We start from the raw sequence: 25,732 nt of genomic DNA on the forward strand, positions 1-25,732 counted from the left end.
CCTGGTAGGCATGGCCCCATGGTCGACGATCGGACGGGCCCGGAGCCCGAACTGCGCAGCCTGCGACCCGACGAGTGGGACAGCGCGTACGGGAACCTGCTGCGCGCCTTCGGCGGGCTGCCGGAGGCCGACGAGGAACGTCAACTGTGGCGCTCCATCACCGAGTTCGGCCGTTTCCTGGCCGCCTGGGACGGTGACCGGTGCGTGGCCTCCGGGGGCGCCTTCTCCTTCCGGCTGACGGTGCCCGGCGGGGCGTCGGTGCCGACGGCGGGCGTGACGATGGTGAGCGTGGCCGCCACCCACCGGCGGCGCGGGCTGCTGACCGCCATGATGCGCCGGCAGCTGGACGACATCCGTAGCTGGGGCGAGCCGCTGGCGGTGCTGACGGCGTCGGAGCCGGCGATCTACGGCCGGTTCGGCTACGGAGCGGCCACCTTCCAGCTGGACGCGGAGATCGACACCGTCCGCGCCGGTCTGACGGTGCCGGACGGTACGGACGACGTACGGCTGCGGTACGCGGACCCGGTGGAGGCGCTGGACGTGTGCGAGGCGGTCTACGCACAGCTGGTGCCGGGGCGTCCCGGCATGCCGGCGCGGCGGCCCGGCTGGGAGAAGGTGGGGGTGCTGGACCCGGAGAGCGAGCGGGGCGGGGCGTCGCCGCTGCAGTGCGTGGTCGCCGAGCGCGACGGCGCGACGGTCGGGTACGCGCGGTTCCGGGTGAAGCCGCACTGGGGTCCTGGCGGGCCTGACGGCGAGGTGGTGCTGAGCGCCCTGGACGCGCTGGACCCGGCGGCGGCCGCGGCGCTGTGGCGGTTCCTGTTCGACCTGGACCTGACGTCGTCGCTGCGGGTGCGGGGGCGGCCGGTGGACGACTCCTGGCAGTACCTGGTGCGGGACGTGCGGCGCTGCCGCCCGGCGCTGCGGGACGCGCTGTATCTGCGTCCGGTGGAGGTGGGTGCGGCGCTCGCGGCGCGGACGTACCGGACGCCGGTGGACGTGGTGCTGGAGGTGGAGGACGCCTTCTGCCCGTGGAACACCGGGCGCTGGCGGCTGAGCGGGGACGCCAAGGGGGCCGTGTGCGAGCCCACCCGGGACGCGGCCGACCTCGCCCTGTCGGTGCGGGAGTTGGGCGCCGCCTATCTGGGCGGGGTCAGCCTGACCGCGCTGGCGGCGGCCGGGCGGGTGCGGGAACTGCGGGGCGGGGCGCTGGCCGAGGCGTCCGTGGCGTTCGGCAGCGACCCGGCGCCGTGGCTGCCGCACGGCTTCTGACGGGCGGCGTGCCGCAAGGGCCCGTCTCCGCGCGTCCGAGGTCAGGCCCGCTGGCAGCCCGGGCACCAGAAGAGGTTGCGGGCGGCGAGACCGGCGGTGCGGATCTCGCCGCCGCAGATGTGGCAGGGCAGGTTCGCCCGGCGGTAGACGTACACCTCGCCGCCGTGGTCGTCGACGCGCGGCGGGCGGCCCATGGCCTCGGGGGTGTGTTCGGGGCGAACGGTGTCGATGCGGTTGTTCCGGACGCCCTCGCGCATCAGCGCGACCAGGTCGTCCCAGATCGCGTCCCACTCGGCGCGGGTGAGGTCCTTGCCGGCCCGGTAGGGGTCGATGCCGTGCCGGAACAGCACCTCGGCCCGGTAGACGTTGCCGACGCCCGCGACGACCTTCTGGTCCATGAGCAGCGCCGCGACGGTCGTACGGCTGCGGCTGATCCTGCGCCAGGCGCGCTCGGGGTCGGCGTCGGGCCGGAGCGGGTCCGGGCCGAGCCGGTCGTGTACCGCCCGCTTCTCGGGCTCCGTGATCAGGGCGCAGGTGGTGGGGCCGCGCAGATCGACGTACGCGGTGGAGCCGGTCAGGCGCAGCCGCACGGTGTCCGTGGGCGGCGGCGCCGGGGCGGGTCCGAAGGTGACCTTGCCGAAAAGGCCGAGGTGGATGTGCACCCACTCCGGCCGGCCCCGGTCGCCGAAGCCCAGGAAGAGGTGCTTGCCGTGGGCGTCGGTGGTGCGCAGCGGGGTGCGGTCGAGGAGGGCCGCGGCGTCGCTGAACTTGCCCTGGGGGCTGGTGACGCGCAGGGAGGGGTCCGCCCGGAAGGCCTGGGCGTAGTCCTCGGCCAGCCGGTGGATGGTGTGTCCCTCGGGCACGGTCCCCCTCGCTCGCTCCGCTGTCTGTGTCCGGTGGCCGCGTACGGCCGTTACTGCTGCGGGTGGTGCGCCGGGATCGGCGGGAGGTCGCCGGAGGTCTCGTAGGCGGAGAGCATGTCGATCCGGCGGATGTGGCGCTCGTCACCCGAGAACGGGGTGTTGAGGAAGATCTCGACGAACTTCGTCGCCTCCTCCTGGCTGTGCATGCGCGCGCCGACGGCGACCACGTTGGCGTCGTTGTGCTCGCGGCCCAGCGCGGCGGTCTGCTCGCTCCACGCCAGGGCGGCCCGTACGCCCTCGACCTTGTTGGCGGCGATCTGCTCGCCGTTGCCGGAGCCGCCGATCACGACGCCGAGGGAGCCGGGGTCCGCGGCGGTCCGCTCCGCGGCGCGGAGGCAGAACGGCGGGTAGTCGTCCTGGGCGTCGTAGATGTGCGGGCCGCAGTCGACGGGTTCGTGCCCCGCCTCCTTGAGCCATTCGACGAGGTGGTTCTTCAGTTCGTAGCCCGCATGGTCGGAGCCGAGATACACGCGCATGCGTCGAGTGTGACACGGCCCTTCCGGGGAAGCGGCGCGGGGTGGGCGGTGTGAAAGGTGTGAGCCAATCCACAGGACCTCAGGAAAAGCTCGGGTAAAGATTGGAAATCAAAGGTTCCTGTGAAAGTAGGCCTCCGTTTCACTGGTTCAGCTCGTGCACCGCTCGTACGGGTACCGCTCAACCGGCGCAAAGGAAGACCCCCACATGACTTCGCAGCCGACCCTCACCGAGGCCGGTAACGGCCCCGAGGGCCCCGGAGGCCCGCCCACGGGCTCCGGGCTCCAGGCCGGTCTCAAGAACCGGCACCTGTCGATGATCGCCATCGGCGGTGTCATCGGCGCCGGACTCTTCGTCGGTTCCAGCACCGGCATCGCCACCACCGGCCCCGGCATCCTCCTGTCGTACGCGCTCGTCGGCACGCTCGTGGTGCTGGTGATGCGGATGCTCGGCGAGATGTCCGCGGCCAACCCGACCTCCGGGTCGTTCTCCGCGCACGCCGACCGCGCCCTCGGACCCTGGGCCGGATTCACCATCGGCTGGCTCTACTGGTTCTTCTGGGTCGTGGTGCTCGCCGTGGAGGCCACCGCGGGCGCCGCCATCCTCGAAGGGTGGATACCCGCCGTGCCCCAGTGGGGTTGGGCGCTCATCGTGATGCTGGTGCTGACCGCGACGAACCTCGCGTCGGTCGGCTCCTACGGCGAGTTCGAGTTCTGGTTCGCCGGTATCAAGGTCGTCGCCATCGGCGCGTTCATCGTCGTCGGCGGGCTGGCCGTGTTCGGCCTGCTGCCCGGCGTCGACAGCGAGCAGGCGGGCCTGTCCAACCTGACCGGCCACGGCGGATTCCTGCCGAACGGGGCGGGGGCCGTCCTCACCGGCATCCTGCTCGTGGTGTTCTCCTTCATGGGCAGCGAGATCGCCACCCTGGCGGCCGGCGAGTCGGAGGACCCGCAGCGGGCCGTCACCAAGGCCACCAACAGCATCATCTGGCGGATCGGCGTCTTCTACCTCGGCTCGATCCTCGTCGTGGTCTGTCTGCTCCCCTGGGACAGCAAGGCCATCGCCGAGGACGGCTCGTACGTCGCCGCGCTGGACTCGCTCGGCATCGCGCACGCGGGTCAGATCATGAACTTCATCGTGCTGACGTCGGTGCTGTCCTGCCTCAACTCCGGGCTGTACACGGCCTCCAGGATGGCCTTCTCGCTCGGTGAGCGCGGGGACGCGCCGAAGGCGTTCGCCCGGACCACGGGCCGGGGTGTGCCGCGGGCCGCGATCCTCGTGTCGGTCGTGTTCGGCTTCGTCGCGGTGTTCTTCAACTACAAGTTCCCCGACTCCGTCTTCCTCTTCCTGGTCAACTCCTCCGGCGCGGTCGCGCTGCTGGTGTGGCTGGTGATCTGCTTCTCGCAGCTGCGGATGCGGAAGATCATCCAGGCGGAGGCGCCGGACAAGCTGGTCGTGCGGATGTGGCTGTACCCGTACCTGACCTGGCTGAGCATCGGGTTCATCGCCTTCGTGCTGGTCTACATGCTCACCGACACCGAGCACGACGGCCGGTCCACGGTGCTGCTGACGCTGCTGGTCGCGGCCGTGGTGCTGGCGATCGCCCTGGTCCGGCACCGGCGGGCCGCCGCCGCTGCCCCGGAGCGGGACGAGGTGGGCGTGGGCTGAACCGCCCCGGACACAGGTGAAGGGCTCGGCGAGCGCTGTGATCAGCGCCCGCCGAGCCCTTCGGCGTATGCGGTGAAGCCGTCAGCGCTTGTCGACGAGCTTCCAGGCGGTGGGCAGCAGGCCCATCGCGAGCGCGGCCTTCAGCGCGTCACCGATGAGGAACGGGGTCAGGCCGGCCGCGATCGCGGCGGAGGCGGACATCCCGGTGGCCAGGGCCAGGTACGGCACGCCGACGGCGTAGATGATCGCCGAGCCGAGCAGCATCGTGCCGGCCGTGCGCCAGGCGGAGCGGTCGGCGCCACGGCGGGCGAGCGCGCCCACGACGACGGACGCCAGCAGCATGCCGAGGATGTAGCCGAACGACGGCATGCCGATGCCGGACGTGCCCTCCGCGAACCACGGCACGCCCGCCATGCCCGCCAGCGCGTACACCGCGAGCGAGGCGAAGCCGCGGCGGGCGCCGAGGGTGGTGCCGACGAGGAGCGCCGCGAAGGTCTGGCCGGTCACCGGCACCGGGGAACCGGGGACGGGCACCGCGATCTGGGCGGCGAGACCGGTGAGCGCGGCGCCGCCGAGCACGAGGGCCGCGTCCCGGACACGGGAGGCGGGGACGAGGTCGGCGAGGACCTGTCCGGGCCGGGCGGAGGTGACGGTGGCGGTGCTCATGGGGACTCCCCGGGGATGAGGGCAAGTGGGAACACGGCGACGCTATACCGGCGCCCCCGTGCCGATCACCAGCAGCGCTCGACAAAGGCTCGATCAGGGAGTTGGTGGGCTCCGGACAAAGAGCGGGGGTCACACCTCACCCGAGGTGACACGGGTCACTGAGGTGACGTGGTGTCGCCGACACGGAGGGGCGTAGGAGCGGCTGTAGGGATCCACCAACGCGGGCCGGCGTGCGCGGGCGTGCCGTCTCGCCCGTCGGTCACGGTCTGGGCAGCGGGCGTGACCGTTTGCTAGCTTCGGGCCATGGTCGCCCAGTCCCGGAACTTCACCTCGCGTCGCCACGTCGATCTGCGACGCGTGGGCGCCACTGCCTGTCGTCTCCTCTGACGAGGCGGACGGAGCGGATCCGGCGCGCCTCGACTCCCGTACGACGGCGCAGTGTCGGACCCGTTCCCGAGGAAGTTCCCCATGCTTCGTACCGTGGCACCCCCGCCCCACCTCCCTGCCCGCCCGGCGCGTGCCGCCGACCCCGACCGGCGGCGCACCAGCGCCCGCACCGTGCTGCGGTGCGTGCTGGAGCGCGGTCCGGTGGCGCGCAGCACGATCGCGCGGCTCACCGGTCTGTCGCCGGCCTCCGTGACCGACCACTGCGCCCGGCTGACGGAACTCGGCCTGCTCCGTGAGGCCACGGCGCCGCGCCGCTCGGGCGGGGTCGGACGTCCGCACCTGCCCCTCGACGTGGACGGGTCGCGGCTGGTGGTCGGCGGGGTCCATGTGGCGGTGCCGTACACGACGGTGGCGCTGCTGGACCTGCGCGGCCGGGTGGTGGCCGAACGGCGGCTGCCGCACCCGGACACCGAGCCGGTGCGGGTGCTGGAGCGGGCCGCGGACGGTCTGGCCGGGCTGCTGGAGCAGGAGCGGGAACGGCGGCCGCTCGGCGTCGGTTTCGCGGCCGGCGGCTGGGTCGACCGTGCGGCCGGCACGGTCGTCGACCATCCGCTGCTGGGCTGGCGGGAGGTCCCGGCGCGTGAGGTGCTGCGCGCCCGTACCGGGCTGCCGGTCCATGTGGACGGGCACGCGCGGGCGTTGGCGGACGCGGAGCGGCTGTTCGGCCGGGCCGCGCGGGGCGGCGGGAGCGCGCTGCACCTGTTCGCCGGGAACATCGTCGACGCGGCCTTCGCCACCCATGACCAGGTGCACCACGGGCCGCGCTCCCAGGCGGGCGCGATCGCCCATCTCCCGCTGGCGGGCGGCACCGAGGCCTGCCCGTGCGGCCGGACCGGCTGCCTCCAGGCCGAGTTGAGCGAGCGCACCCTGTGCCGGCGGGCCCGTGAGGCGGGCGTCTGCGACGGGCGCAACCCGCTGCACGTGGTCGACGCGGCGGCGGCCGGGCACCCTGTGGCGGCGCGGCTGCTGCGGGAGCGGGCCCGGATGGTGGGGCGCGCGGTGGGTCTGCTGACGGACGTCCTCAACCCGGAGAGCGTCATCGTCACCGAGATCGGCGTCATCCACCGCCCCGACTGTCTCGCGGCGCTGCGCGGCGAACTGGACCCGGCGCGCGCGGAGACGGTGACACCGACGAGTTTCCCGGAATCCGTGCTGGCCGTCGCGGGCGGGGCGGTCGCTCTGGACGTGCTCTACCGGGATCCGCTGAGCGTGTCACCAGAGCGTATTTAATTCAGAAACTCGGAATATTGACAGTCCCCTTCAGGGGCAAGGAACATGCTGGTCATGAGCTGTCGCACCCTCTGTTGCTGACACGTTGACGCGCGATCGTCCGCAGCGTCCCCTCTTTCTCGCGTGCTTTTCCTTCCGGGCTTTTCCCGTCTTTCCCGCCCGGCAATTCAGTGTGCCTTTCCGTCCCCGCGCACACCCCTGTGCGTTTCCCCCGTCCCGGGAGTTCCCTCATGCCCGCACCACCGGTGGCCGGCCTCGACCGGCGTCTCTTCCTCACCTCCCTGCTCGGCGTCACCGCCGCCGCTGCCGGACTGAGCGGCTGCGCCGAGGCCGGGGCGGCGGCCGACGAGGCCGCGCTGAAGGCCCCGCTGGCCGGGAAGGTCCCGCCCGGCACCCGGCTGAAGATCTCCTCGTACGAGAACTTCCAGCAGATCCAGCTGAAGCTCGCCGGCCTCGACGACCTGCCGTTCGAGGTGGCGGAGTGGCTGAACATCGGGGCAGGACCGGACGTCATCAACGCCTTCCGCGCCAAGTCCCTGGACCTCGCCAACAACGCGGGGATCCCGCCTATCCAGGCCTTCTACCAGGGCTTCGACGCGCGGATCGTCGCCATCAACGTCACCCGCAAGCCCAACTACCTGTTCGCCACGAAGCCCGGCAGCGACATCCGCACGGTCGCCGGCTTCAAGGGCAGGCGGCTGGCGTTCTCGCAGGGCCAGGCACAGGGCGTGGTGCTGCTGCGCGCCCTCAAGGAGGCCGGCCTGGACTACGACGACGCGGAGCTGGTCCCGCTGACCAGCAACCAGTTCCTCACCGCCCTGCAGTCCGGGCAGGTGGACATCGCACCGCTCGGCATCAGCCAGGCCCCGTCCTACCTCAAGCAGTACGGATCGAAGGGCGCCCGCACCATCCCCACCGACGTGGTGGACCTGCTCAACCTGCTGTGGGCGCCGGCGGAGGTGCTCGCCGACCGGGACAAGGCCGCCGCGGTGGCCGCGTACATCCCGTACTGGGCCAAGGGCGCGGTGTGGCAGTACGAGCACCCGGACGTATGGAACCGGGAGTACTTCGTCAAGACGCAGAACCTCACGCTCGCGCAGGCCGAGGCCATCACGGCTCTCGCCAACAAGCCGTACTTCCCGCCCCGTTGGGGCGAGGCCATCGCGTGGGAGCAGGAGACCGCCGATCTGCTCGCGGAGGGCGGCTACGTGAAGAAGTTCGACGTCGGCGTGCTCTTCGACCGTCGCTTCGAGTCGCTCGCCGCGCGCGCCGTGCCCGCGGAGTACCGGAGGTGACCGCCGTGACCACGACCACGACCACAGCAGCGACAACGGCCGCTCCCGCCCCGCCCGCCGCCGAGGAGGAGCATCAGGTCGAGCGGCGACGGCGGCTGTCGCCCGGGAAACGGCTGCCCGCCACCCGGATCACCGGCCCGCTGCTGGTGCTGGCGCTGTGGGCCGCCGCCTCCGCCGCCGGACGGCTGGACCCGGGCGCGATCCCCGCGCCCTGGACCGTGGTGGAGACCGGGGTCCGGCTGTGGACCGAGGGCACCCTGACCGACGACGTCCTCACCTCGCTGCAGCGCGCCGGGGCCGGGTTCGCGATCGGCCTGACCGCGGGCATCGTGCTCGCCCTGGCCGCCGGGCTCAGCCGGGTCGGCGAGGCGCTGATCGACGGCAGCGTGCAGCTCAACCGCGCGGTGCCCACGCTCGGTCTGATCCCGTTGTTCATCCTCTGGCTGGGCATCGGCGAGACCTTCAAGATCGCGATCATCGCCATCGTCGTCTACATCCCGATCTACCTGAACACCCACGCCGCGCTGTCGGGCATCGACCACCGGTTCGTGGAGCTCGCGGAGGTGCAGGGCCTGTCCCGGTCCGCCTTCGTCCGGCAGGTCGTCGTGCCGGGCGCGCTGCCCGGTTTCTTCGTCGGGCTGCGGCTCGGCGTCACCGGGTCCTGGCTGGGCCTGGTCGTCCTCGAGCAGATCAACGCCACCAGCGGACTCGGCTACATGATGTTCCAGGCGCAGAACTACGGCCAGACGGACGTCATCCTCGTCGGTCTCGTCGTCTACGGCCTCTTCGGCCTGGTCTCCGACACCGCCGTCCGCACGATCGAACGGAGGGTGCTGTCATGGCGCCGCACACTGAGCAGCTGACCCGGCCGGCCGTACGGCTGCGCGGCCTGACCCGGGCCTTCGAGGGGCGCACGGTCCTCGACGGCCTCGACCTGGACCTGCCGGCGGGGCAGTTCACCGCGCTGCTCGGGCACAGCGGCTCCGGCAAGAGCACCCTGCTGCGGGCGATCGCGGGCATCGACCACGGGGTGGCCGGCAGCGGCACCCTGACCGCGCCCGAGCGGGTGTCGGTGGTCTTCCAGGACTCCCGGCTGCTGCCCTGGCGCCGCATTCTGCCCAACGTGCTGCTGGGCCTGGACGGCAAGGACGCCGGGGAACGCGGCCGGGCCGCGCTCGCCGAGGTCGGTCTCGGCGGGCGGGAACGCGCCTGGCCGAGCGAGCTGTCGGGCGGCGAGCAGCAGCGGGCCGCCCTCGCCAGGTCCTTGGTACGGGAGCCCGAACTGCTGCTCGCCGACGAGCCGTTCGGGGCGCTGGACGCGCTGACCCGGATCAAGATGCACGCGCTGCTGCGGCAGCTGTGGGAGCGGCACCGGCCGTCGGTGCTGCTGGTCACGCACGACGTGGACGAGGCGATCGCCCTCGCGGACCGGGTGCTGGTGCTGGAGGACGGCCGGATCGGGCTCGACCTGACGGTCGACCGCGACGGCCCGCACGCCCACGGCGAGTACCGCACCCGGCTGCTGAAGGCGCTCGGCGTCTCCGACGACGCCCCGTGAGGGTGCCCCGCCCGCACCGCGCCTGACGCGCCCCGCTTCCCTTCCCCGCTCCCCGTCCCCCGTACCGAGAAGGGATCCCGCATGCCCAGACAGCTCCATCTGAACGCCTTCCTCATGAACACCGGTCACCATGAGGCGTCGTGGCGGCTGCCCGAGAGCGATCCGTACGCACACGTCGACCTGGACCACCACATACGGCTGGCCACGACCGCCGAACGGGGCACGTTCGACTCGCTGTTCCTCGCCGACGGCCCCCAGCTGTGGAGTTCCGTGGCGCAGCGTCCCGCCGGGGCGCTGGAGCCGCTCACCCTGCTCACCGCCCTGGCGACCGCGACCGAGCACATCGGGCTGATCGCGACGGCGTCCACGTCGTACAACTCGCCCTACAACCTGGCCCGGAAGTTCGCCTCGCTGGACGTGGTCAGCAAGGGCCGGGCCGGCTGGAACATCGTCACCACCGCCGGCGCGGAGGCGGCCCGCAACTTCGGTCTGGACGCGGAGCCCGCGCACGCCGAACGGTACGCCCGCGCCGCCGAGTTCCTGGACGTCGCCCGGCTGCTGTGGGACAGCTGGGAGGACGACACGATCGTCGCCGACAAGGCGGCCGGGGTGTGGGCCGACGACGCCAGGATCCATCCGCCGCGGCACCGGGGCACGCACTTCCGCGTCGAGGGAGCGCTCAACGTGCCGCGCACCCCGCAGGGTTATCCGCTGCTGGTGCAGGCCGGGTCGTCGGAGGACGGCAAGGCGTTCGCGGCGCGGTACGCGGAGGCCGTGTTCACCGCCCAGCAGACCCTCGCCGACGCGCAGGGCTTCTACGCCGACCTCAAGGCCCGTACGGCGGCGGCCGGGCGCGACCCGGACCACATCAAGGTGCTGCCCGGCATCGTGCCCGTCATCGGCTCCACCGAGGCCGAGGCGCGGCGTCTGGAGGAGACGCTGGAGGAGCACATCGTGCACGAGCACGGGGTGCGCCGCCTCGAGGAGCTGCTGCGTCTCGCCCCGGGCACGCTCGACCTGGACGGCCCGCTGCCCGACGACCTGCCCCCGGAGGACGAGATCGAGGGCGCGAAGAGCCGCTACACGCTGATCGTGGAGCTGGCCCGGCGCGAGCGGCTCACCGTGCGGCAGCTCATCGCCCGGCTCGGGGGCGGGCGCGGGCATCTCACCTTCACCGGCACGCCCGAGCAGGTCGCCGACATTATCGGCCGGTGGTTCGCCGAGGGCGCCGCGGACGGTTTCAACATCATGCCGCCCGTGCTGCCGTCCGGCCTGGAGACCTTCGTCGACGAGGTCGTCCCGATCCTGCGCGCCCGCGGCCTGTTCCGCGCCGAGTACGGCCCCCGGCGCACCCTGCGCGAGCGCTACGGCCTGCCGCGCCCCGCCAACCAGCACGTCACCGCGCGCACCCCGGAGCCGACCCCCGCGGCCGCGCTCGTCTGACACCTCCACCGAAGGGAACGCCCCTATGTCCGACCTCCGGATCACCAAGGTCACCGCGACCATCGGCGCCCGGGTCTCCGGCGTCGACCTCTCCAAGCCGCTGGACGACGCCACCGTCACCGCGCTGCGGGACGCCCTGAACGAGCACAAGACGCTGCTCTTCGACGACGTGCACCTCGACGACGCCGGCCAGCAGGCCTTCGTGCGGCACTTCGGCGAGATCACCGGCGCCCATCCGACCGTGCCGGCCGTCGAGGGCGCGCCCAGCGTGCTGCCCGTCGACAGCGGGCGCGGGCGGGCCGCGAACAACTGGCACACGGACGTCACCTTCGTCCTCAACCCGCCGCAGGCGACCTCCCTGCGCAGCATCACGATCCCGCCGTACGGGGGCGAGACGCTGATCGCGAACTCGGCCGCCGCCTACCGTGACCTGCCGGAACCGCTGCGCCGGCTGGCCGACACCCTGTGGGCCGAGCACACCAACGACTACGACTACGCCGTCCCGGAGGAGGCGATCGACGAGGACGAGGCGGCCCGGCGCGCCCAGTTCACCTCCGTGAAGTACCGCACCGTCCACCCGGTGGTGCGGGTGCATCCGCTCACCGGTGAGCGAGGGCTGTTCATCGGCGGGTTCGCGCAGCGGATCGTGGGACTGTCGAAGAGCGAGTCGCGCAAGGTGCTGGACCTGCTCCAGGCGTACGTCACCCGGCCGGAGAACGTGGTGCGCTGGCGCTGGGAGCCGAACCAGCTGGTGCTGTTCGACAACCGCATCACCCAGCACTACGCGATCGACAACTACGACGGTCTGCCGCGCCGCCTGCACCGTGTCACGGTCGCCGGTGACGTGCCGGCCGGCGTCGACGGCAAGGAGTCGTACGCGATCGAGGGGGACGCCTCGCACTACACGAGCGTGGCGAAGGTGCCGGCCGCCGCGTGACGGGCACCCCGCAGTGAACGGAGGGTAACCCTCCGCTTCAGCGCCGTCCACATGCTGGGCGGCCGCGCCGGAACCTCCGGGCGGCCGCCCAGACTGGGGGGCGTTTTTGTCGTCTCCCCCCCACATTGGACGAGCCGCGCCCATGCCCCTCACCACGGTCGAGACGCCCGCCGACACCGACGGCGTCTCCCTCTCGCACGGCCTCAAACAGCGCCACCTGTCGATGATCGCCCTCGGCGGGGTGATCGGCGCCGGACTGTTCGTCGGCTCCGGCGCGGGCATCGCCGCCGCGGGCCCCTCCATCGTGATCGCCTACGCCCTCTCCGGCCTGCTGGTCATGCTGGTGATGCGGATGCTGGGCGAGATGTCGGCCGCGTATCCCTCCTCCGGGTCCTTCTCCTCGCACGCCGAGCGGGCCATCGGCCCCTGGGCCGGGTTCACCGCCGGCTGGGCGTTCTGGGTGCTGCTGTGCACCGCGGTCGGCCTGGAGGGCATCGGCGCCGCGCAGATCGTCCACGGCTGGCTGCCGGGCACGCCCGAGTGGGCGTGGGTCGCGCTGTTCATGGTGGTGTTCTGCGGCACCAACCTCGCCGCGGTGAAGAACTTCGGCGAGTTCGAGTTCTGGTTCGCCGCACTGAAGGTCGGCGCGATCACCCTGTTCCTGGTGCTGGGCGTGCTGGCGCTGGCCGGCGTGCTGCCGGGCACCGACTCGCCGGGCGGCTCGAACCTCACCGAACTGCTGCCCAACGGCGGTGAGGGGCTGGTCATCGGCCTGCTCGCGTCCGTCTTCGCCTACGGCGGCCTGGAGACCGTGACCATCGCGGCCGCCGAGTCGCAGGACCCGGTCCGCGGCGTGGCGCGGGCGGTGCGCACCGCGATGTGGCGCATCGCCGTCTTCTACGTCGGCTCGATGGCGGTCATCGTCGCCCTCGTCCCCTGGGACGACCCGCAGGTGGTGGAGAACGGCCCCTACGTCGCCGCCCTCGACCGGCTGGGCATCCCCGGCGCCGGGCAGCTGATGAACGTGGTCGTGCTGGTGGCGCTGCTGTCCGCGATGAACGCCAACGTCTACGGCGCCTCCCGCATCGGCTACTCGCTGGTGGAACGCGGCCAGGGCCCGAAGTGGCTGGGCCGGGTGTCGGGCGGGGTGCCGCGCGTCGCCGTGCTGGCGTCCTCCGTCTTCGGCTTCCTGTGCGTGCTGCTGAGCTACTGGCGTCCGGACGACGTCTTCGCCTGGCTGCTGAACATGATCGGCGCGGTGATCCTGGTCGTCTGGATCTTCATCGCCGTCTCCCAGCTGCGGCTGCGCCGCCGCCTGGAGCGCGAGACGCCGGAGCGGCTGGCCGTACGGATGTGGGCGTTCCCGTGGCTGACCTGGGTGGCCCTGGCCGGCATGGCGACGGTCTTCGTCCTCATGGCCCGCGAGCCGGACACGCGGGTGCAGCTGTACTCGACGGGCGCGATGACGCTGGCCCTGGCTGCCGTCGGCTACGCCTGGCAGCGCGCCCGCGCCCGCCGCTGACCCGCACCTTCACCGAGGGCCCCCGCGACCCGCGAGGACACGCGGGGGCCCTCGCGTGTGCAGGGCTCACCGGACAGCCCTTTCTGTTGCTAGCGTGTTGTTGCAAGTCTCTTGCAACAAGAGTCCGACCCGGGATCGTCTTCTCAGCGTTCACCCGGCAGGCGGAAACAGAGAAGCCCCCGCGAGGCTCAGGCTCGCGGGGGCTTCCGGTATGCGGCATTCCGGGTCATCGTTGCGCAATGGCGACACAGCGGACGATGAACGACTACTGCTGGACCTGCGGCAGCGACCAGCAGCACCGCCAGCTGACCAGGAAGGAGGAGGACTGGCTCAAGAAGCGGCTCGGCCGCAACGGGGTCGGCGAGTTCTGGCTCTGCGTGAACGTCCTGGACCCCGACACCGGGAAGCAGTGCCGCAACCTGCGCACGGGATTCAACAAGAAGCCGTTCGCCGAGCCGATCAAGGCTCCCGTGCTGGACTGATCCGTCACAGATTGCTGAAGTCCGGCCCCTTCGTGCGCGTGCGCTTGATCTCGTAGAAGCCGGGGACCGAGGCGACCGCGAGGGTGCCGTCCCAGAGGCGGACGGCCTCCTCGCCCTGCGGGGCGGGGGTGACGACCGGGCCGAAGAAGGCGATCTCCTCGCCGTCGGGGCCGGGGACCGCGATCACCGGGGTGCCGACCTCCTGGCCGACCTTGTCGATGCCCTCCTTGTGGGAGGCGCGCAGCTGCGGCTCGTACGGGGTGGAGTCCCAGTGCTCCATGAGGGAGTCGGGCAGGCCGACGTCCTTCAGCGCCGCCGCGACCGTCTCCTTGCCCGGGCCTTCGCCCTTGTTGTGGATGCGGGTGCCGAGCGCGGTGTAGAGGTCGCCGAGCACCTGCGGCCCGTGCTCCTCCTGCGCGGCGATGACCACGCGGACCGGGCCCCACGCCTTCACCTCGAGCATCTCGCGGTACTCGGCGGGCAGCTCGTCCAGCTTGTCCTCGTTGAGGACGGCGAGACTCATCAGGTGCCAGCGCACGTCCAGGTTCCGCTGCTTCTGCACCTCCAGCACCCACCGGGAGGTCATCCAGGCCCAGGGGCACAGCGGGTCGAACCAGAAGTCGACGGGCGTGGCGGGAGACTTGTCCGACATGTCGCTCCTCGTGAAGGCAGTGTTCCCTCGCGTCAACGCCGTGGCCCGCCCCGGCCATTCCCGGCTGACCCGCGTCAGGGGCGCATGGCAGGATCGGTGCTGTCCATCCCTGTCGACGACGCTGAGGAGTCCGCCCGTGCCCGGTGAGAACCTGACCCGTGACGAGGCCCGGGAGCGGGCAGCGCTGCTGTCCGTCGACGGGTACGAGGTGTCCCTGGACCTGCGGTCCGCCGTGGGCGGGCCCGAGGGCGAAGGACCGCGCACCTTCCGTTCGGTCACCACCGTGCGGTTCCGCTGCGCCGAGCCGGGGGCGAGCAGCTTCGCCGACCTGATCGCGCCGAGCGTGACTGCGGTGTCCCTGAACGGCCGGGACCTCGACCCGGGCCAGGTCTTCGACGGCAGCCGCATCCTCCTGGAGGACCTGGCCGCCGAGAACGAGCTCGTCGTGGACGCGCAGTGCGCCTACTCCCGCACCGGCGAGGGCATGCACCGCTTCGTCGACCCCGAGGACGGCGAGGTGTACCTGTACACCCAGTACGAGCCGGCCGACGCCCGGCGGGTCTTCGCCAACTTCGAGCAGCCCGACCTCAAGGCCCCGTACCGCTTCGAGGTGCGGGCGCCCGAGGGCTGGACGGTGTGGAGCAACGGCGCGGGCGAACTGACCGACGGCGTCTGGCGGTTCGCGGAGACCAAGCCGATCTCGACGTACATCACCTGCGTGGTCGCGGGCCCGTACCACTACGTGACCGACCGCTACGAGCGGGTCTTCGAGGACGGCACCCGGCTGGAGATCCCGCTGGGCGCGATGTGCCGCAAGGGTCTCGCGCCGCACTTCGACGCCGACGACGTCTTCCTGGTCACCAAGCAGGGCCTGGACTTCTTCCACGACCACTTCGACTACCCGTACCCGTTCGGGAAGTACGACCAGGCGTTCGTGCCCGAGTACAACCTCGGCGCGATGGAGAACCCGGGGATGGTGACCTTCCGCGAGGAGTTCATCTTCCGCGGCAAGGTGACGCGGGCCTCGTACGAGGGCCGGGCCAACGTGATCCTGCACGAGATGGCCCACATGTGGTTCGGCGACCTGGTCACCATGGAGTGGTGGGACGACCTGTGGCTGAAGGAGTCCTTCGCCGACTTCATGGGCGCGTTCTCCCTGGTCGGCGCGACCCGCTTCACCGACGGCTGGATCACCTTCGCCAACCGCCGCAAGGCGTGGGCGTACCGCGCGGACCAGCTGCCCTCCACGCACCCCATCACCGCCGACATCCGCGACCTGCAGGACGCCAAGCTCAACTTCGACGGCATCACCTACGCCAAGGGCGCCTCCGTGCTCAAGCAGCTGGTGGCATACGTCGGCCAGGACGCGTTCCTGGAGGGCGCCCGCCGCTACTTCAAGCGGCACGCCTACGGCAACACCCGCCTCGGCGACCTGCTGTCGGTGCTGGAGGAGACCAGCGGGCGGGACATGGCCACCTGGTCCCGGGCGTGGCTGGAGACGGCCGGGGTCAACTCCCTCACCCCGCAGGTGCTGCTGCGCGCTGACGGCACGGTGGACGAGCTGGCCGTGGTGCAGGAAGCCGCCGAGTCACACCCTCAACTGCGCCCGCACCGGGTCGCGGTGGGCCTGTACCGACGCACCGGCGAGGGCAGCCTCGAGCGGTACGCGCAGGCCGGGACGGACGTCGAGGGGCCGCGCACGGTCGTGGCGGAGCTGGCGGGCGCGCAGGCGCCGGAGCTGGTGCTGGTCAACGACGACGACCTGACGTACTGCAAGACGCGCTTCGACGACACCTCGCTCGCCACGCTCCGTGAGGCCCTCGGCGACCTCACCGACCCGCTGGCCCGCGCGCTGTGCTGGTCCGCCCTGTGGAACATGACGCGCGACGCGCTGCTGCCGGCCCGGGACTTCATCGCCCTGGTACTGCGGTTCGCGGGCCGGGAGACCGACATCGGCGTGCTGCAGATGCTGCACGCCTGGGCGGAGTCGGCGGCCGTGCACTACACCGCGCCCGAGCGGCGCGAGGAGGCCGGACGGCGGCTCGCCGAGGGCGCGGCGGAGCAGCTCCGGGCGGCCGGCGAGGGCAGCGAGCAGCAGCTGGCGTGGGCGCGGTTCTTCGCCCGCGTGGCGTGCACCGACGCCGACTTCGAGCTGCTGGGCTCGCTGCTGGACGGCACGGTGACCCTGCCGGGTCTCGAGGTGGACCAGGAGCTGCGCTGGGCGTTCCTGGAGCCGCTGGCCGCGCACGGTCTGGCCGACGAGAAGCGGCTGGACGAGGAGCTGGCGCGGGACGACACCGCCTCCGGCCGCCGTCACCACGTCCGCTGTCTGGCGGCCCGCCCGTCGGAGGCGGTCAAGGCGCAGTGCTGGGCGCAGGTCGTGGAGTCGGACGCGCTGTCCAACGCGCTGGTGGAGGCGACGATCGCGGGCTTCGTCCAGCCGTCCCAGCGGGAGTTGCTCGCGCCGTACGCGGAGAAGTACTTCGCGGTGATCGAGCGGGTGTGGACGGAGCGGTCGATCCAGATCGCGATGGACGTGGTGCGGGGGTTGTTCCCGTCCTACGAGGACTCGCGGGAGACGCTGGACGCGACGGACGCGTGGCTCGCCTCCCACGAGGACGCGGCGCCTGCGCTGCGGCGTCTCGTCCTCGAGGCGCGGGACGACTTGGCCCGTGCCCTGCGGGGCCAGGAGTGTGACGCCGCGGCGGGCTGACCTCCCGTCCCGGGGCGCCGCCCCTGACCCCGTTCCTCGAACGCCGGAGGGGCTGACATGTCAGCCCCTCCGCGCAACCACCGTTACCGAACGCGGGCATTCGCCCCCGTAACCCGCCCCCTCACCCGAACGGACCAGCGGCTTTCGGCATCCGAACACGTGTCCTTTAGTGCGGGGTTGTCCGGGTTCGGCGACGGGCCTGTAACAGGGGTTCGGAAGGCGGCCGGAGGCGGGAAATTGCCGGTCATGAACCAGAACACCCACCTCTCCCCGCGCCCCCTGCACCACCTCGCCACCGGCACCGGACGCCGTGTGCTGACCCACACGCAACTGCGGGCGCACGGCGTCTCCGCCGCGGAGGCCGGGGAACAGTGCCGTCCCGGCGGGCCCTGGCAGCAACTGCTGCCCGGTGTCGTCCTGCTGCACCCGGGACCGCCGACCAGCGAGGAGCGGCTGCACGCGGTGCTGCTGTACGCGGCCCGGGAGCGGACCGTGAGCGTGCCCGTGCAGCCGGGCCGGGACGAGCCGCCCGCCTCCCCCTACGGCGAGGCGATGATCACCGGTCTGGCCGCGCTGACCCTGCACGGCTTCACGTCCGCTCCCCCGCTGCCGAACCAGGAGACGTTCGACGTGCTGGTGCCGCGTCTGCGCCGGCTGCGGTCCACGGGCTGCGCCCGGATCGTGCGGGCCGCCGCGCTGCCGGTCCCGGAGCAGGTGACGGGCCTGCCGGTGGCCCCGGTGCCGCGCGCGCTGGCGGACGCGGTGGCGGGCCTCAAGGACGCGGTCGTGGTGCGCCGGCTGCTGACGGAGGCGGTGCGCGGCGGCCACTGCGAACCGGCGGCCGTCGTACGGGAGCTGACGGCGGCGAAGCTGCTGAACCGCCCGCACGTGGTGGACGCGGTGGACTCGCTGCTGGCCGAGGGGCGGGCGCTCGCGGAGTCGCGGCTGTACCGGATGGTCCGCGAGTACGGTCTGCCGGACCCGTGCTGGAACGTGGACCTGCGGCTGCCCGGCGGCCCGCACCTGGGCGGCCTGGACGCGTACTGGCCCGACCAGGCGGTGGCCGTGGAGCTGGACACCCGCGCGCCCCGGCCGGGCGCGCGGCCCGAGGACGACGCCGAGTGGGAGGAGCACGCCCGCAAGCGCGAGCACCTGGAGCGCCTCGGCATCACGGTCGTGCACATCACCCCGCGCAAGCTGCGGGACGCGGCGGAGCAGCAGGCGGCGGTGGTCCGCACGGCGCTGATGGCGTCGGCGGACCGCGACCCGGCGGCGTACGTCGTCGTGCTGCCCCGCTAGGGTCTGTCCGGCGGATCACGCCGAGGACGCGGGGTCTGGCACGCCCATCTGCGGCGTTGTCGTCAGTCGCCGCAGTACTCCGCCTCGATCACCGCCCCGGGGTCCCCGGTCCAGTCGCCGTTGAAGTTGAACGCCACCAAGTGGCGCCCGTCGCGGGTGGTGACGGCGTCGGAGGTGGAGCCGTGGATGCCGCCGCCGTGGCCCCAGACGGTCACCCCGCAGCTCAGCTCGGTGCTCATCAGGCCCAGTCCGTAGCCGTTCCTGTCGTCCACGGCCACCGTGTCGGTCATCTTCTCCAGCTGCTTCCTCGGCAGCAGCCGGCCGGTGAGCAGGGCGCGGTAGAAGCGGTTGAGGTCCTGGGAGTCCGAGATCATCTCGCCGGCCGACGAGGCCATGGACGGGTTGAGCCGGGTGACGTCGTGGACGGGACCGCTGCCGTCCTCGGTGAGCTTGCCGTAGGCGCGGCTGCTGGGTCCGGGTACGCCGGTGCGGGTGCCGGGGACCGAGGTGCCGGTGAGGTGCAGCGGCGTGATGACGCGGCGGCGGATCTCCTCGCCGTAGGGACGGCCGGTGGCCTTCTCGATCACCATGCCGGCCAGCACGTAGTTGGTGTTGGAGTAGTTCCATCCGGCGCCGGGCGCGAAGTCCGGCTTGTGGGACATCGCGACGCCCACGAGTTCCTCGGGACCGAGGGTGTCGTAACGGTGCTGGAGGAAGCCGTCCTTGAGGAAGTAGGTGCGGCCGAAGTCCTCGTCGGCCGTGTAGTTGAAGATTCCGCTGGTGTGGTTGAGCAGCTGGCGCAGGGTGATCCGGGTGCCGTCGTGGCCGTTGCCCGTGACCAGGCCGGGCAGCCAGGAGTCCACGGTGTCGTCGAGCGACAGCCTGCCCTCGGCCTCCAGCTGGAGCAGCACCGTCGCCACGAAGGTCTTGGTGATGCTGCCGACCCGGTAGCGGTCGTGCGGGGAGCGCGGACGCTCCGTGCGCAGGTTCCCCACCCCGGCGGTGGTCGTCCACACGCCGCGCCGGTCCTCCGCCCGCAGCGTCACCCCGGGCACCCCGCCCTCGACCGCGGCCTTGACGGCCCGGGCGGTGGCCCGGTGGCCGTCGGTGTCCCCCGTGCGGCCTCCGCCGGGTCCCGCCGCGACCGCGGGGGCCGCCAGGGCCGTCGAGAGGGCCACCGCCACCGCTGCCACCGCCGTCGTCCGCATCCGCTCGCGCATGCTCGTGCCTCCCCTGTCCGTCGTGCGTGGTCGCGGGGAGGGACCGCGCCGGGGGGTGGCGGGGTTGCCATGGCTCGTGGTGGTTGACCGTGTTTCGGCCGTTCCGCGCGGGCGGGCGTATGTCATCCCCTGCCGGCCTCCAGATGTCCCCCCGGAGGCCGTTCGCGCCACAGCCGCAGGGCGGTGTCGATCAGGCCGACGCGGGGCAGGCCGGGGACGGCGTCGAGGGGCTGCCAGGCGGCGAGTTCGGTGGAGCCGTCCACCTCGTCGCGCAGTTCCCCGCCGGCGATCCGGGCCTCGTAGACCAGCCGCAGTCCGTGGTGGTCGACGGGGCGGCGGAAGCGGCGCGGCAGGGTGCGGCGGCCGGAGTCGATCCCGAGGAAGCCGGTGACCTCGACGAGGTAGCCGGTCTCCTCCTCCAGTTCGCGCCGCACGGTGTCACAGGGGTCCTCGCCGTGTTCCATGCCGCCGCCCGGCAGCACCCACTCGGGGTTCCCGTCGTCGTCCCGGGACCGGGCGAGCAGGAGCTGTCCGTCGCGCACCACCACGGCGTAGGCCGCCACCCTCAACGTCCGTCGCATCGCGGGACGGTAACCCGGAACGCCGGGAGTGCGCAGGGGGACGTCCGGACGGGTCCGCACTGTGGACACCCACCCTGCACGACCATGACGGACTTGCCCGCTTCAGGCGTGATCTCCCCATACGGGCACCTGGGGTTTTCCCCACACCTCTCCCGGCCTTCCGGCCAACCCTCGCCAAACATCGGCCCTTTACGCAAAGCTCATCGATCGTCCGGTAGTGCATTTCCGGACCCCCGCGACCAGGACCGATCACCCCTGGCCGCTCCCGATCGTTCGCTCCTTGCAAGGGATGCCGATGACCAACTCCCCGCAGCGCGCCCCCATATCGGGCACCAGACGCGCGGCCCGCATAGCCGTCGCCGCCGGTCTCGTCGCCGCGCTCTCCGCGGCCGGGCCGGTCCCGATGGCGCTCGCCGCCGACAACCCGGCGGCCGCCCCGGCCGACGCGGACGTCAAGTCCGCCCACGACAAGCTCGGCTCGCACGACGCGGAACTGCTCGCCGAGGCCAAGGCCGAAGGCGCCAAGAACGTCACGATGATGATCGCGACGGCCCCCGGGAAGACCGCCCAGGTCACCGAGGAGATCGAGTCCCTCAAGGGCGCCTCGGTCGGCCGCTCGGACGACGAGCTCGGCTACGTCCGCGCCACCGTCCCCACCGGCAAGGCGGACGCGGCCATCGCCGCCGCCACCAAGCTCTCCTCCGTGCACGGCGTCGACCTGCGCGAGGAGATCCTGCTCGACGACCCGACCCCGGCCGCCGACACCACGAAGGCCGCCAAGGGCAAGGGCGCGACCGCCAAGACGTACCCCGCGCCCGGCAGGAAGACGCCCGCGAAGAACCCGTACAACCCGTCCTTCGAGACGGGCGCCGTGGACTTCGTGAAGCAGAACCCCAAGGCGGACGGCCGCGGCGTCACCATCGGCATCCTCGACTCCGGTGTCGACCTCAGCCACCCCGCGCTGCAGAAGACCACCACCGGCGAGCGCAAGATCGTCGACTGGGTCACGGCGACCGACCCGATCGTGGACGGCGACCAGACCTGGCGCCCCATGGTCAACGCGGTCTCCGGCCCGACGTTCACCTACGGCGGCGCCACCTGGAAGGCCCCGCAGGGCTCCTACCAGGTCAGCCTCTTCCGCGAGTCGTACACCGCGGGCGGCGACGCGGCCGGTGACGCCAACCGTGACGGCGACACCACCGACGTCTGGGGCGTGCTCTACGACCCGGCCGCCGGCACGGTCCGCGTCGACCTGAACAACAACCAGGACTTCTCGGACGACACCCCGATGAAGCCCTACAAGGACGGCTTCCAGATCGGGTGGTTCGGCACCGACGACCCGAAGACCGACGTCGCCGAGCGCCAGCCGTTCGTCGTGGAGATCCGCAAGGACGTCCCGATGGACCCCTACGGCGGCGACTGGATCGGCAAGAAGGCCGACTTCGTCAACATCGGCGTCATCGAGTCCGAGCACGGCACGCACGTCGCCGGCATCACCGCCGCCAACGGCCTGTTCGGCGGCGCGATGAACGGCGCCGCGCCCGGCGCCAAGCTGGTCTCCTCCCGCGCCTGCACCTGGTCCGGCGGCTGCACCAGCGTCGCCCTGACCGAGGGCATGATCGACCTCGTCACCAAGCGCGGCGTCGACATCGTCAACATGTCCATCGGCGGTCTGCCGGCGCTGAACGACGGCAACAACGCCCGCGCCGAGCTCTACAACCGGCTGATCGACACCTACGGCGTCCAGCTGGTGATCTCCGCGGGCAACTCCGGCCCCGGCGTCAACACCATCGGCGACCCCGCCCTGGCCGACAAGGTCATCTCGGTCGGCGCGTCCGTCTCCAAGGAGACGTGGGCCGCCAACTACGGCTCCGAGGTGAAGACCAAGTACGCGATGATGCCGTTCTCCTCGCGCGGCCCGCGTGAGGACGGCGGCTTCACGCCGACCCTGACCGCGCCCGGTGCGGCGATCAACACCATCCAGACCTGGCTGCCGGGCGCCCCGGTCGCCGAGGCGGGCTACTCCCTGCCGGCCGGCTACGGCATGCTGCAGGGCACCTCGATGGCGTCCCCGCAGGCCGCCGGCGCCTCCGCGCTGCTGCTGTCCGCCGCGAAGCAGAAGCACGTCGAGCTCACCCCGGCGACGCTGCGCACCGCCCTCACCTCCACCGCCAAGCACATCAAGGGTGTGCAGGCCTACGAGGAGGGCGCGGGCCTGATCGACGTCGTGGACGCCTGGAAGGCGATCCGCAAGGGCGCCACCGCGCACGAGTACACGGTGAAGGCGCCGGTCGACACCGCGATCGACCAGTTCCTGAAGACCCCCGGCTTCGGCACGGGTCTGTACGACCGTGAGGGCGGCCTGAAGGCCGGCCAGAAGAAGACGTACGACATCACCATCACCCGTACGTCCGGCCCGGACCGCGCCGTGAGCCACAAGCTGAACCTGGCGAACAACGCGGACGGCACCTTCCGCGTCGTCGGCGGCGACAAGGTCTCGCTGCCGCTGGACAAGCCGGTGACCGTCAAGGTCCAGGCCCAGTCCCGTACGGCCGGCGTCAAGAGCGCGATCCTCGAGGTCGACGACCCGCGCACCGAGGGCGTGGACCGGCAGATCCTCACCACCGTGGTGGTCTCCACCCCGCTGAAGTACACCTACTCGGTGAAGGGCACCGCCCAGCGCAACAGCACCACCTCCTACTTCGTCACCGTGCCCGAGGGCGCGAAGACGCTGGAGGTCGCGATGAGCGGGCTGAAGACGGGGAGCCAGACCCGGTTCATCTCCATCCACCCGTACGGTGTGCCGGCCGACCCGACGTCGACCGTCAACTGCTACCCGAACTACAGCAACCCGGCGAACACCTGCCGCCCCGACGTGCGGTCGTACGCGGCCCCGCAGCCGGGCGTGTGGGAGATCGAGGTCGAGGCGCGCCGCACCTCGCCGCTGCTCGACAACCCGTACAAGCTCGACGTCGCCGTGCTCGGCGCGGCCTTCGACCCGGAGACCGTCACGGTGCCCGAGGCGAAGGTCGGCACCCCGGCCACCGTCGACTGGACGGTGACCAACGAGGCCGCCGCGATCGACGGCAAGCTGGTCGGCGGTCCGCTCGGCTCGTCGAAGACGGCCCGCCCGTCCATCAGCACGGGTGACGTCCACACCACCACCGTCGAGGTGCCCGAGGGCGCCGCGTCGCTTGACGTGGCGATCGGCAACGTCTCCGACACCGCCGCCGACCTGGACCTGTCCGTGTACGACGCGTCCGGCGCGCGGGTCGCCCAGTCCGCGGACGGCGACTCGGAGGAGTCCGTGTCCATCGCCTCCCCGAAGGCCGGCACGTACACCATCGAGGTGGACGGCTACTCGGTCCCGGCCGGCACCACGGAGTACGACTACCTGGACGTGTTCTTCTCCGCCACGCTCGGCACCGTCACCGTCGACGAGTCCGCGCCGGTGAAGCTGGGCACGGGCGCCAAGGCCGGCGTCTCCGGCACCGTCACCGTCGCCGCCGCGGCTCCCGAGGGACGCGCGTTCTTCGGCCGTGTGCAGCTGGTGAACGCGCGCGGCACGGTCGCGGGCATCGGCAACGTGGCGATCGAGAAGGTCGTCCCGTAGCCGACGGTTCACACAGGGCAGAAGAGGGGCGGGCGTCCGTACGGGCGCCCGCCCCTCGCCGTGCCTGGACCGGTGCTATTCGCAGGTCATGCCCCGCGACTCCGCCACGGCGACGGTGAGCCCGGCCCTCTGGCGGGCGACCGGCTCCGCACCGGCCACCACCGTGTCCGGGTACGGGCCCTCGTCGGTCATGCCGACCAGCACGAGGTCGCCCGGCCGCAGCGGGGAGTCACCGGCGTCCCGGAGGAACGTCACCGGGCCGCCGCCCTTGAAGTACCGGGTCGGCCGCACCGTGACCCGGTACGTGCCGTCGGTCTCCGGCACCACCTGCACCGCCGTCACCACCCCCTCGGCGACCAGACGCGCGCACGCCAGGTAGTCGGGGCTGCCGAAGGCGTGGGCGCCCGCGTCCTCCTTGGCGCCCGGGGCCTCCTTGGCGTCCGAGGCGACGCCCCGGTCCGCCGAGTCGGCCGTCACGCCGTTCTGCGACACGAGCCAGCTCAGACCGAGGACGAGGGACGCGGCGGCAGCGGCGGCGAGCCCGCCGAACGCCAGCCTCAGCGGCCGGTACCGGGGCCGTCGCCGGAGCGGCGTGGCGGGCGCGGTCCGTGCGGGGCGCGGCCCGGCCGCCCCGGTGTCCTCGGCCGGCCGCTCCCCGGCCGGAGCGCCCTCTTCTCGCCCCGCCAGGGTGTCCCCGATCAGCGTCAACTGCTCCTGGAGCAGCGCGAGGTCGGCGAGCGCGGCGTCCCGCGCCGCGAGGAACCCGGCGTCCTCCCCCTCGGGCGGCGCCTCGTCGAACAGGGCCGCGGCGAGCGCGTCGTGCCCGTGGCCCTCATGCCCGGTGTCCTTCCGGAACGGGTCCTTGTCGTGGGCGGTCACGTCACACCACCTCGTCCTCGTGCAGGCGGGCGCGCAGGGCCCGTACCGCCGTGTGCAGCCTGCTCTTGACCGTGCCCTCCGGGACGCCGAGCTGTTCGGCTATGGAGCGCACCGGCAGGTCGGCGTAGAAACGCAGCACGACGACCTGGCGCTGCGCGTCGGGCAGCGCGTCCAGGCCGCGTGCGACGGCCAGCGACAGCACGCTGGTCTCCTCGCCGGACGGCGCCTGGGACGGCCGCAGCGCGGCCAGCCGCTCCCCCAGCCGTTCCTGCCGCCGCTTGGCCCGGTGCCAGTCCATGGCGAGGTTGGAGGCCACGACCGCCGCCCACGCCGAGACGTCCCGGGGCGCCTCCCTGCCGCTCGCGGCACGCTCCAGCAGCCGCAAGCGGACCTGCTGCACCCCGTCCGGCAGGTCCGCCTGCGGCACTCCCCCGAGTGCGAGCACCGCCCGCACCCGGCGCTCCTGCGCCGCGTCCAGCGGATCGTCGTCGGCGACGTACGGCCCACGGCCGCGCCGGGTTCTTCCGCGCAGCACCGCTCACCCCCCTCACGCTGTTTCCTCTACGACGCGACGGGCGCCCGGAACGTTCGGACGGATCCGCGGGGCCCGCTGCGGCGTACGTCACACCTTCGTGTGGACGGGGTGGGCCTGGGCAGGGGTCCTTGCGGCCGACGGCCCCCGCGCAGGGAATTTCTGCAGCTCAGAGGGGTTGACGCCGAAGGTCCGCAACCGGCGCCCGGCTCCGGTTCGTCCCACTGTGCGGGCAGTCGTGGCAAAGAATTGGACAGCCGGGGCGTGGTCGGCCGCATGATGGAAGCGCCCCGTCCAGGCACATCAGGTACGCGAGAGACGCAGTAGGG

Annotated in this window: 21 protein-coding genes; 13 read left to right on the plus strand and 8 right to left on the minus strand. The window is 72.3% G+C overall.

Annotated features, from left to right (window positions below; all coding sequences use genetic code 11):
* Positions 1-18: 18 nt before the first annotated feature.
* Entirely contained in the window at positions 19-1,269 is a 1,251-nt protein-coding gene (locus AY578_RS11005; RefSeq protein WP_019527650.1) for a GNAT family N-acetyltransferase, read from the plus strand.
* Between the two features lie 41 nt (positions 1,270-1,310).
* Here AY578_RS11005 and AY578_RS11010 read toward each other — a convergent pair whose 3' ends face one another.
* Positions 1,311-2,132, minus strand: coding sequence for an Fpg/Nei family DNA glycosylase (locus AY578_RS11010; RefSeq protein WP_019527649.1), 822 nt, complete (start codon positions 2,130-2,132; stop codon positions 1,311-1,313).
* Positions 2,133-2,182: 50 nt separating this feature from the next.
* Positions 2,183-2,668, minus strand: a complete 486-nt coding sequence (locus AY578_RS11015) for a ribose-5-phosphate isomerase (RefSeq protein WP_019527648.1) — start codon at positions 2,666-2,668, stop codon at positions 2,183-2,185.
* Positions 2,669-2,873: 205 nt separating this feature from the next.
* Between AY578_RS11015 and AY578_RS11020 the strand changes: the two genes are divergently transcribed.
* Entirely contained in the window at positions 2,874-4,334 is a 1,461-nt protein-coding gene (locus AY578_RS11020) for an amino acid permease (protein WP_258902309.1), read from the plus strand.
* 81 nt (positions 4,335-4,415) lie between these two features.
* Here AY578_RS11020 and AY578_RS11025 read toward each other — a convergent pair whose 3' ends face one another.
* Positions 4,416-5,000: a biotin transporter BioY gene (locus AY578_RS11025; RefSeq protein ID WP_019527646.1), complete on the minus strand. Its 585-nt coding sequence runs from the start codon at positions 4,998-5,000 to the stop codon at positions 4,416-4,418.
* Positions 5,001-5,468: 468 nt separating this feature from the next.
* Here AY578_RS11025 and AY578_RS11030 point away from each other — a divergent pair, with 468 nt between their 5' ends.
* From AY578_RS11030 to AY578_RS11065, 8 genes are all read left to right on the plus strand, one after another.
* Positions 5,469-6,677 (plus strand): ROK family transcriptional regulator, encoded by a 1,209-nt coding sequence (locus tag AY578_RS11030; RefSeq protein WP_161232580.1) that lies wholly within the window; start codon positions 5,469-5,471, stop codon positions 6,675-6,677.
* Positions 6,678-6,907: 230 nt separating this feature from the next.
* Positions 6,908-7,972, plus strand: a complete 1,065-nt coding sequence (locus AY578_RS11035) for an ABC transporter substrate-binding protein (protein ID WP_258902310.1) — start codon at positions 6,908-6,910, stop codon at positions 7,970-7,972.
* The gene (locus tag AY578_RS11040) at positions 7,969-8,835 is read left to right on the plus strand and encodes an ABC transporter permease (RefSeq protein WP_215048288.1); all 867 of its coding nucleotides are present in this window, start codon (positions 7,969-7,971) and stop codon (positions 8,833-8,835) included. Before AY578_RS11035 ends, AY578_RS11040 begins: the two co-directional genes overlap by 4 nt.
* On the plus strand, positions 8,811-9,530 hold the full coding sequence (locus tag AY578_RS11045; protein WP_019527642.1) for an ABC transporter ATP-binding protein: 720 nt from the start codon (positions 8,811-8,813) through the stop codon (positions 9,528-9,530). Before AY578_RS11040 ends, AY578_RS11045 begins: the two co-directional genes overlap by 25 nt.
* 81 nt (positions 9,531-9,611) lie before the next feature.
* Complete coding sequence (locus AY578_RS11050; protein WP_258902311.1) at positions 9,612-10,973, plus strand: LLM class flavin-dependent oxidoreductase; 1,362 nt, start codon at positions 9,612-9,614, stop codon at positions 10,971-10,973.
* A 25-nt stretch (positions 10,974-10,998) separates the two neighbouring features.
* A complete protein-coding gene (locus AY578_RS11055; RefSeq protein WP_258902312.1) occupies positions 10,999-11,910 on the plus strand; it encodes a TauD/TfdA dioxygenase family protein in 912 nt (303 codons plus the stop codon).
* A 142-nt stretch (positions 11,911-12,052) separates the two neighbouring features.
* On the plus strand, positions 12,053-13,432 hold the full coding sequence (locus AY578_RS11060) for an amino acid permease (protein WP_161107929.1): 1,380 nt from the start codon (positions 12,053-12,055) through the stop codon (positions 13,430-13,432).
* A 239-nt stretch (positions 13,433-13,671) separates the two neighbouring features.
* On the plus strand, positions 13,672-13,914 hold the full coding sequence (locus tag AY578_RS11065) for a hypothetical protein (protein ID WP_037779491.1): 243 nt from the start codon (positions 13,672-13,674) through the stop codon (positions 13,912-13,914).
* 4 nt (positions 13,915-13,918) lie between these two features.
* On the opposite strand, the gene AY578_RS11070 is transcribed toward AY578_RS11065, so the two are convergent.
* On the minus strand, positions 13,919-14,566 hold the full coding sequence (locus AY578_RS11070; protein ID WP_215048287.1) for a mycothiol-dependent nitroreductase Rv2466c family protein: 648 nt from the start codon (positions 14,564-14,566) through the stop codon (positions 13,919-13,921).
* 136 nt (positions 14,567-14,702) lie between these two features.
* Between AY578_RS11070 and pepN the strand changes: the two genes are divergently transcribed.
* Positions 14,703-17,279 (plus strand): aminopeptidase N, encoded by a 2,577-nt coding sequence (gene pepN / locus AY578_RS11075; protein WP_161232585.1) that lies wholly within the window; start codon positions 14,703-14,705, stop codon positions 17,277-17,279.
* Between the two features lie 246 nt (positions 17,280-17,525).
* Positions 17,526-18,578 carry a putative endonuclease domain-containing protein gene (locus AY578_RS11080; RefSeq protein ID WP_019527635.1) on the plus strand — a complete coding sequence of 351 codons (1,053 nt, stop codon included), beginning with the start codon at positions 17,526-17,528 and terminating at the stop codon, positions 18,576-18,578.
* A gap of 62 nt (positions 18,579-18,640) precedes the next feature.
* Here the strand turns inward: AY578_RS11080 and AY578_RS11085 are convergent, their stop codons facing one another.
* Both AY578_RS11085 and AY578_RS11090 read right to left on the minus strand, forming a co-directional pair.
* Positions 18,641-19,798 carry a serine hydrolase domain-containing protein gene (locus AY578_RS11085; RefSeq protein WP_258902314.1) on the minus strand — a complete coding sequence of 386 codons (1,158 nt, stop codon included), beginning with the start codon at positions 19,796-19,798 and terminating at the stop codon, positions 18,641-18,643.
* 122 nt (positions 19,799-19,920) lie between these two features.
* Positions 19,921-20,379, minus strand: coding sequence for an NUDIX domain-containing protein (locus AY578_RS11090; RefSeq protein WP_202415171.1), 459 nt, complete (start codon positions 20,377-20,379; stop codon positions 19,921-19,923).
* A 295-nt stretch (positions 20,380-20,674) separates the two neighbouring features.
* Between AY578_RS11090 and AY578_RS11095 the strand changes: the two genes are divergently transcribed.
* Positions 20,675-23,992, plus strand: a complete 3,318-nt coding sequence (locus AY578_RS11095; protein ID WP_215048285.1) for a S8 family serine peptidase — start codon at positions 20,675-20,677, stop codon at positions 23,990-23,992.
* 75 nt (positions 23,993-24,067) lie between these two features.
* Here the strand turns inward: AY578_RS11095 and AY578_RS11100 are convergent, their stop codons facing one another.
* Together AY578_RS11100 and AY578_RS11105 are read right to left on the minus strand one after the other, a co-directional pair.
* Entirely contained in the window at positions 24,068-24,871 is an 804-nt protein-coding gene (locus AY578_RS11100) for a hypothetical protein (RefSeq protein WP_258902315.1), read from the minus strand.
* A gap of 1 nt (position 24,872) precedes the next feature.
* Positions 24,873-25,406: an RNA polymerase sigma factor gene (locus AY578_RS11105; RefSeq protein WP_028961144.1), complete on the minus strand. Its 534-nt coding sequence runs from the start codon at positions 25,404-25,406 to the stop codon at positions 24,873-24,875.
* Between the last annotated feature and the right edge of the window lie 326 nt (positions 25,407-25,732).

Origin of the sequence: Streptomyces thermocarboxydus, assembly GCF_024760485.1 — a bacterium.
Lineage (GTDB): Bacteria > Actinomycetota > Actinomycetes > Streptomycetales > Streptomycetaceae > Streptomyces > Streptomyces cellulosae.